This is a genomic window from Pseudomonas sp. TE12234, assembly GCF_054061835.1.
The window spans coordinates 36,679-52,170 of record NZ_JBSSEP010000027.1; the positions used below are offsets into that span (position 1 = coordinate 36,679).

Annotated in this window: 14 protein-coding genes; 9 read left to right on the forward strand and 5 right to left on the reverse strand. The window is 60.7% G+C overall.

The window, feature by feature from the left end; genetic code table 11:
- The first annotated feature begins 91 nt into the window (after positions 1 to 91).
- The 6 genes from ppc (at position 92) to ACVWYU_RS28690 (ending at position 6,740) form a co-directional block, all read left to right on the forward strand.
- On the forward strand, positions 92 to 2,722 hold the full coding sequence (ppc, locus tag ACVWYU_RS28665; RefSeq protein ID WP_457374288.1) for a phosphoenolpyruvate carboxylase: 2,631 nt from the start codon (positions 92 to 94) through the stop codon (positions 2,720 to 2,722).
- A 289-nt stretch (positions 2,723 to 3,011) separates the two neighbouring features.
- Positions 3,012 to 3,659 carry an adenylate kinase gene (adk, locus tag ACVWYU_RS28670; protein WP_090316858.1) on the forward strand — a complete coding sequence of 216 codons (648 nt, stop codon included), beginning with the start codon at positions 3,012 to 3,014 and terminating at the stop codon, positions 3,657 to 3,659.
- A gap of 94 nt (positions 3,660 to 3,753) precedes the next feature.
- Positions 3,754 to 4,428, forward strand: coding sequence for a tRNA (adenosine(37)-N6)-threonylcarbamoyltransferase complex dimerization subunit type 1 TsaB (gene tsaB, locus ACVWYU_RS28675; RefSeq protein WP_390959008.1), 675 nt, complete (start codon positions 3,754 to 3,756; stop codon positions 4,426 to 4,428).
- Positions 4,429 to 4,719: 291 nt separating this feature from the next.
- A complete protein-coding gene (locus tag ACVWYU_RS28680) occupies positions 4,720 to 5,025 on the forward strand; it encodes a hypothetical protein (RefSeq protein ID WP_247254903.1) in 306 nt (101 codons plus the stop codon).
- Complete coding sequence (locus tag ACVWYU_RS28685) at positions 5,025 to 5,885, forward strand: DUF72 domain-containing protein (RefSeq protein WP_457374289.1); 861 nt, start codon at positions 5,025 to 5,027, stop codon at positions 5,883 to 5,885. Before ACVWYU_RS28680 ends, ACVWYU_RS28685 begins: the two co-directional genes overlap by 1 nt.
- Positions 5,886 to 5,918: 33 nt before the next feature.
- Positions 5,919 to 6,740, forward strand: a complete 822-nt coding sequence (locus ACVWYU_RS28690; RefSeq protein WP_457374290.1) for an isocitrate lyase/PEP mutase family protein — start codon at positions 5,919 to 5,921, stop codon at positions 6,738 to 6,740.
- Positions 6,741 to 6,762: 22 nt separating this feature from the next.
- Here the strand turns inward: ACVWYU_RS28690 and ACVWYU_RS28695 are convergent, their stop codons facing one another.
- The gene (locus tag ACVWYU_RS28695) at positions 6,763 to 7,383 is read right to left on the reverse strand and encodes an energy transducer TonB (protein WP_457374291.1); all 621 of its coding nucleotides are present in this window, start codon (positions 7,381 to 7,383) and stop codon (positions 6,763 to 6,765) included.
- 93 nt (positions 7,384 to 7,476) lie between these two features.
- Here ACVWYU_RS28695 and ACVWYU_RS28700 point away from each other — a divergent pair, with 93 nt between their 5' ends.
- Positions 7,477 to 8,259, forward strand: coding sequence for a class I SAM-dependent methyltransferase (locus tag ACVWYU_RS28700; protein ID WP_281439139.1), 783 nt, complete (start codon positions 7,477 to 7,479; stop codon positions 8,257 to 8,259).
- A gap of 98 nt (positions 8,260 to 8,357) precedes the next feature.
- On the opposite strand, the gene ACVWYU_RS28705 is transcribed toward ACVWYU_RS28700, so the two are convergent.
- Positions 8,358 to 9,002: a TetR/AcrR family transcriptional regulator gene (locus ACVWYU_RS28705; RefSeq protein WP_090316879.1), complete on the reverse strand. Its 645-nt coding sequence runs from the start codon at positions 9,000 to 9,002 to the stop codon at positions 8,358 to 8,360.
- A 93-nt stretch (positions 9,003 to 9,095) separates the two neighbouring features.
- Between ACVWYU_RS28705 and ACVWYU_RS28710 the strand changes: the two genes are divergently transcribed.
- Complete coding sequence (locus ACVWYU_RS28710; RefSeq protein ID WP_090316882.1) at positions 9,096 to 10,196, forward strand: efflux RND transporter periplasmic adaptor subunit; 1,101 nt, start codon at positions 9,096 to 9,098, stop codon at positions 10,194 to 10,196.
- A gap of 6 nt (positions 10,197 to 10,202) precedes the next feature.
- Positions 10,203 to 13,268 carry an efflux RND transporter permease subunit gene (locus tag ACVWYU_RS28715; RefSeq protein ID WP_457374292.1) on the forward strand — a complete coding sequence of 1,022 codons (3,066 nt, stop codon included), beginning with the start codon at positions 10,203 to 10,205 and terminating at the stop codon, positions 13,266 to 13,268.
- Positions 13,269 to 13,788: 520 nt separating this feature from the next.
- Here ACVWYU_RS28715 and ACVWYU_RS28720 read toward each other — a convergent pair.
- From ACVWYU_RS28720 to ACVWYU_RS28730, 3 genes are all read right to left on the reverse strand, one after another.
- Positions 13,789 to 14,478 carry a DUF4197 domain-containing protein gene (locus ACVWYU_RS28720; RefSeq protein WP_457374293.1) on the reverse strand — a complete coding sequence of 230 codons (690 nt, stop codon included), beginning with the start codon at positions 14,476 to 14,478 and terminating at the stop codon, positions 13,789 to 13,791.
- 27 nt (positions 14,479 to 14,505) lie between these two features.
- Positions 14,506 to 14,904, reverse strand: coding sequence for a YbaY family lipoprotein (locus tag ACVWYU_RS28725; RefSeq protein ID WP_247254898.1), 399 nt, complete (start codon positions 14,902 to 14,904; stop codon positions 14,506 to 14,508).
- Between the two features lie 130 nt (positions 14,905 to 15,034).
- Entirely contained in the window at positions 15,035 to 15,400 is a 366-nt protein-coding gene (locus ACVWYU_RS28730; protein WP_457374294.1) for a YbaY family lipoprotein, read from the reverse strand.
- Positions 15,401 to 15,492 lie beyond the last annotated feature (92 nt).

The window sequence follows — 15,492 nt, forward strand, 5'->3', positions numbered from 1 at the left end:
AAGTCCCTTCGTCGTCTTGCTTGTAAGAAGCGCTCTGGAGCGGCACTCTTTAAGTTCATGGCCGCCCGGATTTTTCGCTGGAGAACTGCTGATGACCGATATCGATGCACGCTTGCGCGAGGATGTTCACCTGTTGGGTGAGCTGTTGGGCAACACCATTCGTGACCAGTACGGGGATGGTTTCCTCGACAAGATCGAGCAGATCCGCAAAGGGGCCAAGGCCGATCGCCGCGGTTCCATGGACGCCGAATTGAGCGCCAGCCTCAACCAGTTGACCGAGGATGAGTTGCTGCCGGTGGCGCGGGCGTTCAATCAGTTCCTCAATCTGGCCAACATCGCCGAGCAATATCAGCTGATTCACCGCCGCGAAGAATCCAGGCCGGCGCCTTTCGAAGCGCGTGTGCTGCCGGAACTGCTTGCCCGGCTGCGCGCCGAAGGCCATGGCGCCGAGTCCCTGGCCCGGCAATTGGGGCGGCTGGAAATCGAGCTGGTTCTCACCGCGCACCCGACCGAAGTCGCGCGTCGCACCTTGATCCAGAAGTACGATGCCATCGCCGCGCAACTGGCGGCCTTGGACCATCGCGACCTGACCGGCGCCGAGCGCGAGCAGATCAAGTCGACACTGCAGCGTCTGATCGCCGAAGCGTGGCACACCGAAGAGATCCGCCGCACACGTCCGACACCGGTTGATGAAGCCAAATGGGGCTTCGCGGTGATCGAGCATTCGCTGTGGCAAGCCATTCCCAATTATCTGCGCAAGGCCGATCAGGCCCTGCATGCCGCCACGGGCCTGCGCTTGCCCCTGGAAGCCGCGCCGATTCGCTTTGCTTCGTGGATGGGCGGCGACCGCGACGGCAACCCGAACGTGACGGCCTCCGTTACCCGTGAAGTGTTGTTGCTGGCACGCTGGATGGCGGCGGATTTGTACCTGCGTGACGTCGATCAGCTCGCCGCCGAGCTATCGATGCAGCAGGCCAGCGACGAATTGAAAGCCAGGGCCGGCGACAGTGCCGAGCCCTATCGTGCGGTCCTCAAACAACTGCGCGAGCGCCTGCGTGCGACGCGCAACTGGGCTCACGCTGCGTTGACCACTCCTGCGCCGGCACCGGCCGATGTCTTGCAGAACAATCGGGAACTGCTCGATCCGCTGGAGCTGTGCTATCACTCGCTGCATCAATGCGGCATGGGCGTGATCGCCGACGGCCCGTTGCTCGACTGCTTGCGCCGAGCGGTCACCTTCGGCCTGTTCCTGGTGCGTCTCGATGTGCGCCAGGACGCGTCGCGGCACAGTGCGGCCATGACCGAAATCACCGATTACCTTGGCCTGGGTCGCTACGAAGACTGGAGCGAAGAAGAGCGCATTGCCTTCCTGATGCGTGAACTGAACAACCGTCGGCCCTTGCTGCCGCCGCACTACAAGCCGTCCGCCGACACCGCCGAAGTGCTGGCGACCTGTCGGGAAATCGCCGCGGCACCGGGGGCATCCCTCGGCTCGTATGTGATCTCCATGGCCGGTGCCGCTTCCGATGTGCTCGCCGTGCAACTGCTGCTCAAAGAGTCTGGCGTGTTGCGGCCGATGCGCGTGGTGCCATTGTTCGAAACCCTCGCGGACCTGGATAACGCCGGGCCGGTGATCGAGAAACTTCTGCTGCTGCCGGGATATCGCTCGCGCCTGCAAGGGCCGCAGGAGGTCATGATCGGCTACTCCGACTCCGCCAAGGACGCCGGCACCACGGCGGCGGCCTGGGCGCAATATCGGGCGCAGGAACGATTGGTGGATATCTGCCGCGAGCAGCAGGTGGAGCTGCTGTTGTTCCACGGTCGCGGCGGCACCGTGGGCCGTGGCGGCGGCCCGGCTCATGCGGCCATTCTGTCGCAGCCGCCGGGTTCGGTCGCGGGACGTTTCCGTACCACCGAGCAGGGGGAAATGATCCGGTTCAAATTCGGCCTGCCGGACATCGCCGAGCAAAACCTCAATCTGTATCTGGCGGCGGTGCTTGAAGCGACCCTGTTGCCACCGCCCCCTCCGACCCCGCAGTGGCGCCATCTGATGGACGAACTGGCGGCCGACGGCGTGAGCGCTTATCGCGCCGTAGTGCGGGAAAATCCGCAGTTCGTTGAATACTTCCGCCAGTCCACCCCTGAGCAGGAGCTCGGGCGTCTGCCGTTGGGCAGCCGCCCCGCCAAGCGCCGGGCCGGCGGGATCGAAAGCCTGCGGGCGATCCCGTGGATCTTCGGCTGGACCCAGACGCGCCTGATGCTGCCGGCCTGGCTCGGTTGGGAAGCGGCCTTGAGCAAGGCCCTGGAGCGCGGTGAAGGTGAGCTGCTGGGGCAAATGCGCGAGCAGTGGCCGTTCTTCCGTACGCGCATCGATATGCTGGAAATGGTCCTGGCCAAGGCCGACGCTGACATCGCCCGGTCCTACGATGAGCGTCTGGTGGAACCGCAATTGCTGCCGTTGGGCGCACACTTACGCGACCTATTGTCGCAGGCATGCGCGATCGTCCTGGGTCTGACCGGACAGTCGCAGCTACTGGCACATAGCCCTGACACCCTTGAATTCATCCGCTTGCGTAATACCTACCTCGACCCGCTTCATCTATTGCAGGCCGAGTTGTTGGCGCGCTCGCGACAACAGGACGTGGCACAGGGCAGCCCGGTAGAACAGGCATTGCTGGTGTCTGTGGCGGGGATTGCCGCCGGTTTGCGCAATACCGGCTAAGGTTTTTGCCCTGGGGTGAGGCGTTCGCTGCAGGGGGCGGATGCCGGTCAAAGGCCGGCTGGAAAGTGCGGCAAGGCGACAGTTAATGATGGGGTTGCGACCAGGGGAACCGCGCCAAAAGGTCGCAGGAGGCGGCGGTTTCTCCGACTTTTGGCGGCTTGTGTGGGCGCAGCCTGCTGTGTATCTTGATCAGCCTTTGGCCGTTTGGGCGGTCACGACCCTATTTTTGAGATTGGCCCCATGAGGCGAATCTGACGTTATCTATATAAAAAAATTGAGGAGCACATCGATGCGCGTCATTCTGCTGGGAGCTCCCGGGGCCGGTAAAGGTACTCAGGCTAAGTTCATCACCGAGAAATTCGGTATTCCGCAAATCTCCACCGGCGACATGCTGCGCGCAGCGGTCAAGGCCGGCACCGAGCTGGGCATCAAAGCCAAGAGCATCATGGATGCGGGCGGCCTGGTATCCGATGACCTGATCATCGCACTGGTCAAGGACCGCATTGCCCAGTCCGACTGCGTCAACGGTTTCCTGTTCGACGGTTTCCCGCGCACCATTCCTCAGGCTGAAGCCCTGGTGACGGCCGGCGTCGAGCTGGATGCCGTTGTTGAAATCGCCGTTGAAGACGAAGAAATCGTTCAGCGTATCGCCGGTCGCCGTGTTCACGAGGCCAGCGGTCGCGTTTACCACATCGTCTACAACCCGCCGAAAATCGCGGGCAAAGACGACATCACCGGTGAAGACCTGGTACAGCGCAAGGACGACACCGAAGAAACCGTGCGTCATCGCCTGTCGGTCTACCATTCGCAGACCAAGCCGTTGGTGGACTTCTACCAGAAGCTCTCGGCTGCCAATGGCAAGCCGAAGTACAGTCATATCGAAGGTGTCGGTTCGGTTGAAGCGATCACCGCCAAGGTGCTGGCTGCCCTGAGCTGAAAAGTCTGATTTGCTGCATCATCCACGGCCCGCTTGCGGGCCGTAGTTGTTTATACTGACGCACTTTTTTCTGACCTCTTTTACGGATACATCGATGAGCACCTTGCTGGCCCTGGACACCGCGACTGAAGCTTGCTCCGTTGCCTTGCTGCATGACGGCAAGGTCACGAGCCATTACGAGGTGATCCCGCGCCTGCATGCGCAGAAGCTGTTGCCCATGATCCAGCAGTTGCTGGCCGATGCCGGGACCACGCTGCAAGCGGTCGACGCCATCGCTTTCGGTCGCGGACCGGGTGCGTTTACCGGCGTGCGGATTGCCATCGGCGTTGTGCAGGGCCTGGCATTTGCCCTGGATCGCCCGGTGTTGCCGGTGTCGAACCTGGCCGTACTGGCCCAGCGTGCGTATCGCGAGCATGGCGTCAGCCAGGTCGCGGCGGCCATCGATGCGCGGATGGACGAGGTGTATTGGGGCTGCTACCGCGAAACGGCAGGGGAGATGCGACTGGTCGGGGCTGAAGCGGTATTGGCCCCGGAAGTGGCTGCATTGCCGGCTGATGCCAGTGGCGAATGGTTTGGCGCGGGCACCGGTTGGGGGTATGCCGAGCGCATCGGCGTCCACCTGAGCGGTCAGGACGCGGGCATGCTGCCCCATGCCGAAGACTTGCTGACGCTGGCGCGATTTGCCTGGGAGCGCGGTGAGGCGATTGTGGCGGATGAAGCACAGCCGGTTTATTTGCGGGACAAGGTTGCGACGCCGAAGGCACGTTGATTTACCCGATTCAGTGCTGAGGACACTTTTGTGGCGAGGGCGCTTGCTCCCGTTCGGCGGCGAAGCTGTCGCAATACCTGGTGGCAAAGTGAGGCTGTAGGAATGGGGCCGCTTTGCAGTCCGGCGGGAGCAAGCTCCCTCGCCACAAAGTGTGCCAATCCAAACCAATCGTCAGTTTCTAATTCCCGCTTTTAAACCTTTTGCTTTTTATGTGTTCTAGTTATCACTCGGCGGTTTGCGAAGTGGGTTATGCGCCACTAAACTGCCATCACTGATACCGAGCATACAATTATGCGTATAGACGGCTTTTCTTCTCAGTCTTACCCCATCAAGCGCAAGCCTCGCAAAGGCGCTGTGGTGGAAGACGAATCCGTCGATATCGACGGTGAGCTGGAATTTCCGTCCGAAGAGCAACTGGCCGCCCGAGCCGCCAGAGCCTCCGCACAAAAACTGAGCAATCTCCCTGCCCGTCAGCAAGACATGATTTACCACCGTGCCATGAGCAAAAGTGTGGCGATGGCTTTGGCCAGCTACTTGAGCACCGCCGGTTTTGTCGATTGGGATGCCGAAGTACTGGGTCTCGACCTGTACATCTGATGATGCTGCCGTACTACCTCGGATGCCCGTCCTGGAGCGAAAACGCCTGGCGTGAGTATCTGTATCCGGCGGACGCCAAGCCCGCCGAGTTTCTGAGTCTGTATTCCCAAGTGTTCAACGCTGTGGAAGGCAACACGACCTTCTACGCCAGCCCGGCTGCTACCACCGTGCAGCGCTGGGCCGAAACCCTGCCCGAACACTTTCGCTTCACCGCCAAGTTCCCCGGCGACATCAGTCATGGCGGCGACCTGCGTGAACAACTGACCGCCGCCGAAACCTTCACGCAGTTGATCAGCCCGCTCGGCGCGCGGGTAGCGCCGTTGTGGTTGCAGCTATCGAAGAGCTTTACACCGCAACGCTTGCCCGAGTTGGCGGGTTTTATCGATGCCCTTGAGCGACCACTGGCGGTGGAAGTGCGGCATGACGCCTTTTTCGCCAAGGGTGACAGCGAACGCGAGCTCAACCGCCTGTTGCTGGATCGCGGCGTCGAGCGCATTTGTCTCGATTCGCGCGCGCTGTTCAGTTGCACATCGACCGACCCTTCGGTGCTGCACGCCCAATCGAAGAAACCACGGGTCCCACCCCGTCCGGCGGCGTTCACGCAATGTCCCCAGGTGCGCTTCATCGGCCATCCGCAGTTGGAAGCCAACGATCCGTTTCTGCTGCCGTGGGTGGAGAAAATTGCCCTGTGGATCGAAGAGGGGCGCACGCCTTATATCTTCCTGCACACCGCCGACAATGTGTTGGCGGCGAAACTGGCGCAGCGGTTTCACGCCAGATTGATGCTGCGTTTGCCTGGCCTGCCGCCGCTGCCTGAGCTATACAGAGAACCCGCCGCCGAGCAACTTGGCCTGCTCTGAAGCGGATTCGTTCGCCTTTTCAGGAGCCTGCCAATGGACGCACAAACCCTTCGAGCCCAAGCCTTCAAAGCCCTGCACGAGCGCAAAGGCGCTTTCGTGATTCCCAATCCGTGGGACGCCGGTTCAGCAAAAATGCTCGCCAGCCTGGGCTTCGAGGCGTTGGCGACCACCAGTGCCGGTTATGCGTTTTCCAGGGCGCGTCCCGATGGCGGGTTGACCCTCGACGAAACCCTGTTGAACGTTCAGGCGATTGTTGCGGCCAGTGATTTGCCAGTCGCAGTCGATCTGGAAAACGGCTTTGCCGACAACCCGGCGGAATGCGCAAAGAGTATTCTGCGGGCCGCGCAAGTGGGGGCGGTCGGTGGCTCGATCGAAGACGCCACCGGGCGTGAAGAGGGCCCGATCTACTGCTTCGAGCATGCCGTGGCGCGCATCGAAGCCGCCGTCGCTGCCGCCCGTAGTTTGCCTTTTCCGTTCACGCTGACCGCGCGGGCCGAGAACTTTCTGCACGGCAATCCCGACCTGGCCGATACCATTCGCCGCTTGCAGGCGTTTGCCGAGGCCGGTGCCGACGTCCTGTATGCGCCGGGCCTGCGCAGCGCCGAAGACGTATTGGCGGTGGTCCGCGCCGTGGCGCCGAAACCGGTCAACGTGTTGATGTCCGGCGGCCTGAAGTTATCGGTCGAGCAGTTGAGTGAGATGGGCGTTAAACGGATCAGTGTCGGTTCGGCGCTGGCATTGGCAGCCTATGGCGAGTTCTTCCGGGCCGCCCAGGAGATCCGCGATTCGGGGACGTTCGGCTTCACGTCGCGCTCCATGCCGTTCCAGCAGGCCAATTCATTGTTCAAGGACTGAACAGCGCAGGTGTCGCTGAGGGTCAGGCGGCCAGACGCAGGTTTTGCAGGATGATCGGCCGTGCCCAGCCGTTATCGAAGTCGAGTTGCTTCTGTTGCTCGATCAATTCTTCGGGGGAGAAGGGCGGGAAAGGCTTGTCCAGCAGGTCGAGATCAAACTCGGCGATCGGCAGGTGCAGGGGACGCGGTTGCGGCGCGGGACTGGCAGCTGGCACAGGTTGACCGGCGGTCAACACGATCGGACGAACCCAGCCACTTTCGAAGTCCTGCTGTTTCTGCTGGGCGGCGATTTCTTCCGGCGGGAACGGTGGGAACGGCTTGTCGGCCAGGTCCATTTCAAACTCGGCGATCGGCAGGAACAGCGGCTCGGGCGGGCGTACCACGTTGTCTTTCACGTCGCACTCGCGCTGGGAAACGATGTGCGCCAGCAGGTCGCTGCCAACGGTGGGCTCAACCGGGCTTTCGAGATCGACCGGCGGAAAGTTGAGAGATTGCGGCAGCACATCACCCGACTGATCGGACAGCGCACGGGCAAAGAAATCCTGCCAGAGGTGACTGACACCGCTCAGTGCCTGGGTATTTCGCAGGTTGTAATTGCCGTAGGGCGAGATAAAACCTGTGATTGTGGGTTGAATGTCTGACATTTCTCTCGGTCGACGCTCAGCTCTGGCAAAATGCTCGATAGTTTTGTTATCGGCAGTTTTTGCCGATCATTAATTTTTTGAGCGTGTTTTCCGATGATTGATCAACCCGCGGCCTGCCGCATTCATGTCGAGGCCCTGGACGCGGCGTTCGAGCCGCAAGCCGAGCAGTGGGCCGAGCGCCTGGGCCTGCCATTGCAGGTGGCCGATGGCGAGTTTGCCTTGCAGGTGGGCGAGCAGGGTTTGCAACTGCAACAACTGGGACCGGATGCGCCGGGGCCGGTGCGGGTTGATTTCGTCGAGGGTGGCGCGGCTCACCGTCGGTTATACGGGGGTGGCAGCGGGCAGATGATCGCCAAGGCCGTTGGCATCGCTCAGGGCGTGCGTCCACGTGTACTGGATGCCACGGCAGGGCTGGGCAAGGATGCATTCGTGCTGGCCAGTCTGGGTTGCGAGATGAGCCTGATCGAGCGTCAGCCGCTGATCGGCGCCTTGCTCGAAGATGGTCTGGCCCGCGGCGCGGAAGATTTCGACGTGGCGCCGATCGTGGCGCGCATGCGTTTGCTCAAGGGCAACTCCATCGATGTGATGCGCAACTGGGAAGGCGAGCCACCGCAGGTGATCTACCTCGACCCGATGTTCCCGCACCGTGAGAAAACCGCATTGGTGAAAAAGGAAATGCGCCTGTTCCGGCCGCTGGTGGGCGATGACCCGGACGCGCCGGCACTGCTTGAAGCGGCGTTGGCGCTGGCCAGCCATCGGGTGGTGGTCAAGCGACCGCGCAAGGCGCCGTGCATTGAAGGGCCCAAGCCCAGTCATGCGCTGGATGGCAAATCCAGTCGGTATGACATCTATCCGAAGAAGGCGCTCAAGCCTTAAGCCCGGGTTGCCCCCATCGCGAGCAGGCTCCCACAGGTTCTCCACTGACCCTGTGGGAGCCTGCTCGCGATGGCGTCTACCAGAACACTACAAATCTCTCACACGGGATCAGGGCGATAAGCCCGCATAAACAACCCCACCACTTCCCGCACATGGCTCTCCGCCGCCTCGCCCACCGGCGGTTCACCGCAGCCATATAGCAAACGAAAATTCCCCGCCCCCTTGAGCAGGCAGAAGAAGTGCTCGGCCGCATTATGCGGTTTGTCGATGCTCAACACGCCACTGTCGTCGATCCGGGTCAACAGACGCTCCATGCCCTGCAACATGCGCTGTGGCCCGGCCTCGAAGAAAATCTGCGAGAGCTTTGGGTCCTGACTGCCCAGGGTCATCATCAACCGGTGCAGGTTCACCGACTCGTCGCTGTTGATCAGTTGATGAAACCCGCGCGCGATATTCAGCAGCACCGTTTCCACCGCCACGCCTTGCGGCAGTTCGAAGAACAGCGGCGGCAACTGCTCCTCGCACTTGGCCATCACGGCGGCGGAGAACAGCGTCTCCTTGTCGTTGAAGTGGCTATAGACCGTCAGCTTCGACACACCGGCCTCGGCTGCGACGGCGTCCATGCTGGTGCTGGCGTAACCCTTGCTCAAAAACAGCGTTTTCGCCGCATCGAGGATCGCCTGGCGCTTGGCCAGATCCTTGGGGCGGCCTGGGCCGCTGGGTGCTGAAAGATTGTTCGGCATATTCGCTTTTATTACTGGACTGGTCAGTTTGCTATTAATAACATACTGGCCAGTATAAATATTCCAAGCACTATTAGCGAAAGGTCCTTCACCATGTTCCGCTATGCCTTGCCCCTCGCGTTGCCAGTCAGTCTGGCGTTTTTATTGTCTGCGTGCGGTCACGAAGAGGCGCCCCAAATCAGCATCCGTCCGGCCATGGTGGTTCAGCCAGAGCCTTCGGCGCAGGCGATGGAAAGCTATCCCGGTGAAGTTCGTGCCCGCTATGAGCCCGACCTGGCGTTCCGGATTGGCGGTAAAGTCAGCCGACGACTGGTCGAAGAGGGGCAGCGGGTCAAGGCCGATCAACCGCTGGCAGAGCTCGATCCCCAGGACGTTCGCCTGCAACTGGAGGCCACCCGTGCCCAGGTCGCCGCCGCCGAAGCCAACCTCAACCTGGTACGTTCCGAGCGCGATCGTTACAAGACCCTGATGGACCGTCAGCTGGTCAGTCGTTCGCAGTATGACAACGCCGAAAACCTCTATCGATCCGGTGAGGCACGCCTCAAGCAAATCAAAGCCGAGTTCAACGTCTCGACCAACCAGGCCAGCTATGCCGTGCTGCGTGCGCCGCAGGACGGGGTGGTGGCCAAGCGTGCCGTAGAAGTCGGGCAGGTAGTGGCGGCCGGGCAAACCGTGTTTACCCTGGCCACCGATGGCGAGCGTGAAGTGTTGATCAGCCTGCCGGAACAGAGCTTCGGCCGTTTCAAGGTCGGACAGCCGGTTTCGGTGGAGCTGTGGACGCAACCCGATCAACGCTTCGCCGGGCATATCCGCGAACTGTCGCCGGCCGCCGATCCAAAATCCCGCACCTTTGCCGCTCGCATCGCCTTCACCGGCGGCAAGGTCCCTGCCGAGCTGGGCCAGAGCGCCCGAGTGTTTGTGCAGACCGCTGAGGTGATCCCGCTGTCCGTGCCGCTTTCGGCGTTGACCGCGGAAAATGGCGTGACCTACGTCTGGGTGGTCAGCGCCAACAATACGTTGAAGAAGACCCCTGTGCGGGTCGGTGCCTTCGGTGAGAAGACCGTCCCGGTGCTCGAAGGTCTCAATGCCAGCGACTGGGTCGTGGCCGCTGGCGTCCATGTGCTTCTCGACGGGCAGCATGTGCGCCCGGTGGATCGCTCCAACCGCGTGGTCAATCTGGCGGACAAGGAGTAATCCCCGATGGGCTTCAATCTTTCCGAATGGGCGCTGCGTAACCGCCAGATCGTACTGTTCCTGATGCTGTTACTGGCAATCGTTGGTGCACTGTCCTACACCAAGCTCGGTCAAAGCGAAGACCCGCCGTTTACCTTCAAGGCCATGGTGATCCGCACCAACTGGCCGGGGGCGACGGCGCAGGAAGTCTCGCGTCAGGTGACCGAGCGCATCGAAAAGAAACTGATGGAAACCGGCGAGTACGAGCGCATCGTGTCGTTCTCCCGTCCGGGTGAATCCCAGGTGACGTTCATCGCGCGCGACTCCATGCACTCGGTGGAAATCCCGGACCTCTGGTATCAGGTGCGCAAGAAGGTCAACGACATCCGCCATACCCTGCCACCGGGCATTCAGGGGCCATTTTTCAACGATGAGTTCGGTACCACCTTCGGCAATATCTACGCCTTGACCGGCGAAGGATTCGACTACGCCGTGCTCAAGGACTACGCCGACCGCATTCAAATCCAGCTGCAGCGGGTCAAGGATGTGGGCAAGGTTGACCTGCTCGGGTTGCAGGATGAAAAAATCTGGATCGAGCTTTCCAACGTCAAGCTTGCCACCCTTGGCCTGCCATTGGCGGCCGTGCAGCAGGCGCTTGAAGAACAGAACGCGGTGTCCACCGCCGGCTTCTTTGAAACCAGCAGCGAGCGATTGCAGCTACGGGTATCGGGAAATTTTCAGACAGTCGATGAGATAAAGAACTTTCCGATACGGGTCGGGGATCGCACCTTCCGTATCTCCGATGTGGCTGACGTACGCCGCGGTTTCAACGATCCTCCCGCACCGCGCATGCGCTTCATGGCTGAAGATGCGATTGGTCTGGCCGTGGCCATGAAAGACGGTGGCGACATCCTGGTGCTGGGCAAAGCCCTGGAAGTCGAGTTCGCCCGCATCCAGAAAAACCTTCCGGCCGGCATGCAGTTGCGCAAGGTGTCCGACCAGCCCGCCGCGGTGAAAACCGGCGTCGGTGAGTTCGTTCAGGTGCTGGTGGAAGCCTTGGTGATTGTGCTGCTGGTGAGTTTTTTCTCTCTCGGCGTGCGCACGGGCATGGTGGTCGCCCTGGCGATTCCGCTGGTGTTGGCAATGACCTTCGCCTGCATGTATTACCTGGGCATCGGCCTGCACAAGATTTCCCTCGGCGCGCTGGTGCTGGCGCTGGGGTTGCTGGTGGACGACGCGATCATCGCCGTGGAAATGATGGCGATCAAAATGGAGCAAGGCTTCGATCGCATAAAAGCCGCCAGCTATGCCTGGACCAGCACCGCCTTCCCCATGCTGACCGGGACGCTGATCACCGCCGCCGGCTTCCTGCCGATTGCCACCGCGCAATCGGGTACGGGCGAATACACCCGCTCGATCTTCCAGGTGGTGACGATCGCGCTGCTCGCCTCCTGGGTGGCCGCTGTGGTTTTCGTACCGTATCTGGGGGAAAAACTCCTGCCGGACCTGGCGAAAATACACGCAGCCAAACACGGCACGGGCCAGCCCGACCCTTATGGAACGCCGTTCTATCAGCGCGTCAGACGTCTGGTGGAGTGGTGTGTGCGCTGGCGTAAAACCGTTATCGCCTTGACCGTGGTGTTGTTCATTGCCTCCATCGTGCTGTTCCGCTTTGTGCCGCAGCAGTTCTTTCCGGCCTCCGGGCGACTGGAGTTGATGGTCGACCTGAAACTCGCCGAAGGCGCTTCCCTGAGCAATACCACCGAGGAGGTCAAACGCCTCGAAGCGCTGCTTAAGGACAAAGCCGGAATCGATAACTACGTGGCTTACGTCGGCACCGGCTCGCCGCGTTTTTACCTGCCACTGGACCAGCAACTTCCCGCAGCGAGCTTCGCTCAGTTTGTCGTCCTGGCCAAGACCATCGAGGAGCGTGAAGCGCTGCGCACCTGGCTGATCGACACACTCAACGAACAATTCCCGGCCCTGCGCTCGCGGGTTACACGCCTGGAAAACGGCCCGCCAGTTGGTTATCCGGTGCAGTTCCGCGTGACCGGTGAACACATTGAGGAAGTCCGCGCACTGGCTCGCAAAGTCGCGGCCAAGGTTCGCGAAAATCCGCACGTGGTCAATGTCCACCTGGACTGGGAAGAACCGAGCAAAGTCGTGTATCTGAACGTCGATCAGGACCGCGCTCGTGCATTGGGCGTGAGCACGGCGAACCTGTCGAAGTTCCTGCAAAGTTCACTGACCGGCTCCAGTGTCAGCCAGTACCGCGAAGACAACGAGTTGATCGAGATCCTGCTGCGCGGCACCTTGCATGAGCGTAGCGAACTGTCGTTGCTGCCAAGCCTGGCGGTGCCGACCGATAACGGTCGTAGCGTGGCCCTGTCGCAGATCGCAACACTGGAATACGGCTTTGAGGAAGGCGTGATCTGGCACCGTAACCGTTTGCCCAACGTGACGGTTCGCGCCGACATTTATGGCAAGGAGCAACCAGCGACCCTGGTGCAGCAGATCTTGCCGACCCTCGATCCGATTCGCGCGGAACTGCCTGACGGCTATTTGCTGGATGTCGGTGGTACGGTGGAGGACTCGGCACGCGGGCAGAACTCGGTGAAGGCTGGTGTGCCGCTGTTCATCGTGGTCGTATTGACGTTGCTGATGCTGCAACTGCGCAGTTTCTCACGCACGGCGATGGTGTTTCTGACAGCGCCCTTGGGGCTGATCGGGGTGACCCTGTTCTTGATGGTGTTCCGTCAGCCGTTCGGGTTTGTCGCGATGCTCGGGACGATCGCATTGTCAGGGATGATCATGCGTAACTCGGTGATTCTGGTGGATCAGATCGAGCAGGACATCGCGGCCGGGCTCAAGCCATGGCAGGCGATTATCGAGGCGACGGTGCGGCGGTTCCGACCGATTGTACTGACCGCACTGGCGGCGGTGCTGGCGATGATTCCGCTGTCACGCAGCGTGTTTTTCGGGCCAATGGCGGTGGCGATCATGGGCGGGTTGATCGTGGCGACGGCGCTGACTTTGCTGTTTTTGCCGGCGTTGTATGCGGCTTGGTTCCGGGTCAGGAAAGAGTCGGTCTGATCTTTGGGCGTGGCGGCCTTCGGGCCGACCAGGCTCTTGGTTGATTGAGTACATATCCGTTGCTGCGGTGATGGCGGCTGGCGGTTTCGCCCTTACGGCGAGGCACTTTTTTCAAAACGCCGGAGTGCCGGCCCAGCAAAAAGTACCCAAAAAGGTTCGCCCCGAGCGTCCGGCCCCTCGCTGGGGCTCGGCGTTCCTTCGCTGCGGTATTCATCCGGGGACACTGCCCTCCGGTCTGCTTCGCGACGACCTGCATACAGCGTGTTCGACTGCGTCGAACGGCGCTGCGCGCCACTCCCCGGATGCACACCTCCACTCAGCCTCCCGAAGGGGCGGGTAGATCAAGAGCTGCAGGCGAGCTAACGCTCGGCCTGATGAGTGGTGAGGAGCGGGTGGGTGTACGCCGACTTGCTTTTCTGTGGGAGCTGGCTGGTCGGGGCGCCGCATCGCAGCGATGGCGGCCTGCCAGCCGACCAATATCCCTCGGATGTTCCTGCTCCCACAGGATTTGTGTTTCGGCTTAGAGCGTACCAAACACCTTCTTCGCCAGGCTGGTCGCGGCAGCTGCGGGGTTCTGGCGGATGGTTTCTTCCTGTTTGCCGATCATCTCGAACAGGCCGTTCAGTGCCTGTTCGGTGACGTAGCTCTCGATGTTGGCATTCTTGGTGTCGATCACGCCCATGGTCGCGGCCTGGCCGGCGAACGAGTTGTACTGTTGGGCCAGGCCGACATGGTCGGTGGCTTGCTTGACGATAGGCAGGAACTTGGCGCGGATCTGTTCGCGACTGGTTTTGTTCAGGTACTGGGTGGCCGAGTCGTTGCCGCCACTGAGAATGCCCTTGGCGTCTTCCACGGTCATTTTCTTCACCGCATCCACGAGGATCGGCTGAGCCTGGACCACGGCGGTTTCCGCCGCTTTGTTCATGCTGACTTCCAGTTGATCAACCTGATCGCCCATGCCGAACTGTTTCATTTTGCTGGCAACCTTGCCCAGTTTGCCCGGCAGTTCGATTTTCACCTCCGGATTGTTGCTGAAACCACCCGGCGTACCGAGTTGTTTCACGGCCAGTTGTGCGCCTTGAGTCAGCGCATCCTTGAGGCCACCTGTGGCGTCTTTTTGCGACAGGTCGCTGAGGGACAGTGCCATGGCGTTGGCGCAGATCATCAAGCCAGCACACAGGCCAGCAAAGCGGAGGGTGGGGCGGAGCATGGCAGCTTCCTTGTTCAAAAATGAGAATTAGCGGGCGGCGTCAACGCGGATTTTCAACGGTTGCGGATCGTTGCCATCAAGCTTCACAGCGTGATTTTCGGTGGTGATGAACAGTAACTTGCCATCGACCTCAATGCGCGCACTGACCGAATAGCGATGACCCGGTTTGACCTGCGCAGGATCGTAACTCAGATGAAAGGGAAGCGGCACCTGGCCCTTGATCTGGCCTTTCTGTTGGTCGAGAACCACCGCCGGCGCATCGGCCAGCGACACGTCTTGCAGGCTCACGTTCAAGACGGCGTCAGGGGGCAGGGCGATGCGTTGCAAGTAGAAGACTTCACCGTCCAGGCTGGTCTTGGCGGCAGGTTGTATCGATTGGCAAGCTCCAAGCAGAGCTGTCAGTCCCAGAAGCGAAAGTTTTTTCATCATTGGAATCCATGTCGTTGACGCCGAAGAAGCTCGGCGCCAACGATAATTTAAAGGAAAATACCGGCAATATCGCCCGGCAAGGTGTTGCAGGCGCCTGACGGGGAGTCTGGCGTTAACGCTCAGGGTTTTAAGAATTGTTGCCGTAGGTGTACCTTACCCTGTGGACCAGCACTTCAACAGGCTGCACGCCGTCGACGCCCAGCTCTACCGGGTGATGCTCAGTGGTGGTAAAGACCAGTTTGCCATCGGTTTTGATTTGTGCACTGATGGCGTAGGTGTGACCGGGCAGGACATCTGCAGTGCTGTACTGAAGATTGAAGGTCAAGCCTGCTTCTTCTGCATGTGGGATGACTTGAGCGGCCAGTTGTTTGGCAGGGGCATCAGCCAGTGAAACGTCTTGCAGGCTGACGTAAAGTGTCGAGCTTGGCAAAAGCGCAATCTTTTCCAGATAGTGAACGTTGCCGCTGATGCTCAGGGTGTTTTCGTTGCTCATGTTGATTTCCTTATCATTGACTCGTCGAAAGTGACGAGCCGACAGCATATTCCTTCAGTACTCAATCCAATGTAGGGAAAGTCCTGCGCGCG

Coding starts and splice junctions, on each gene's coding strand:
- tsaB (WP_390959008.1), top strand. CDS start 3,754: ATGAGCACCTTGCTGGCCCTGGACACCGCGACTGAAGCTTGCTCCGTT.
- adk (WP_090316858.1), top strand. CDS start 3,012: ATGCGCGTCATTCTGCTGGGAGCTCCCGGGGCCGGTAAAGGTACTCAG.
- ACVWYU_RS28695 (WP_457374291.1), bottom strand. CDS start 7,383: ATGTCAGACATTCAACCCACAATCACAGGTTTTATCTCGCCCTACGGC.
- ACVWYU_RS28690 (WP_457374290.1), top strand. CDS start 5,919: ATGGACGCACAAACCCTTCGAGCCCAAGCCTTCAAAGCCCTGCACGAG.
- ppc (WP_457374288.1), top strand. CDS start 92: ATGACCGATATCGATGCACGCTTGCGCGAGGATGTTCACCTGTTGGGT.
- ACVWYU_RS28710 (WP_090316882.1), top strand. CDS start 9,096: ATGTTCCGCTATGCCTTGCCCCTCGCGTTGCCAGTCAGTCTGGCGTTT.
- ACVWYU_RS28685 (WP_457374289.1), top strand. CDS start 5,025: ATGATGCTGCCGTACTACCTCGGATGCCCGTCCTGGAGCGAAAACGCC.
- ACVWYU_RS28715 (WP_457374292.1), top strand. CDS start 10,203: ATGGGCTTCAATCTTTCCGAATGGGCGCTGCGTAACCGCCAGATCGTA.
- ACVWYU_RS28705 (WP_090316879.1), bottom strand. CDS start 9,002: ATGCCGAACAATCTTTCAGCACCCAGCGGCCCAGGCCGCCCCAAGGAT.
- ACVWYU_RS28730 (WP_457374294.1), bottom strand. CDS start 15,400: ATGAGCAACGAAAACACCCTGAGCATCAGCGGCAACGTTCACTATCTG.
- ACVWYU_RS28720 (WP_457374293.1), bottom strand. CDS start 14,478: ATGCTCCGCCCCACCCTCCGCTTTGCTGGCCTGTGTGCTGGCTTGATG.
- ACVWYU_RS28700 (WP_281439139.1), top strand. CDS start 7,477: ATGATTGATCAACCCGCGGCCTGCCGCATTCATGTCGAGGCCCTGGAC.
- ACVWYU_RS28725 (WP_247254898.1), bottom strand. CDS start 14,904: ATGAAAAAACTTTCGCTTCTGGGACTGACAGCTCTGCTTGGAGCTTGC.
- ACVWYU_RS28680 (WP_247254903.1), top strand. CDS start 4,720: ATGCGTATAGACGGCTTTTCTTCTCAGTCTTACCCCATCAAGCGCAAG.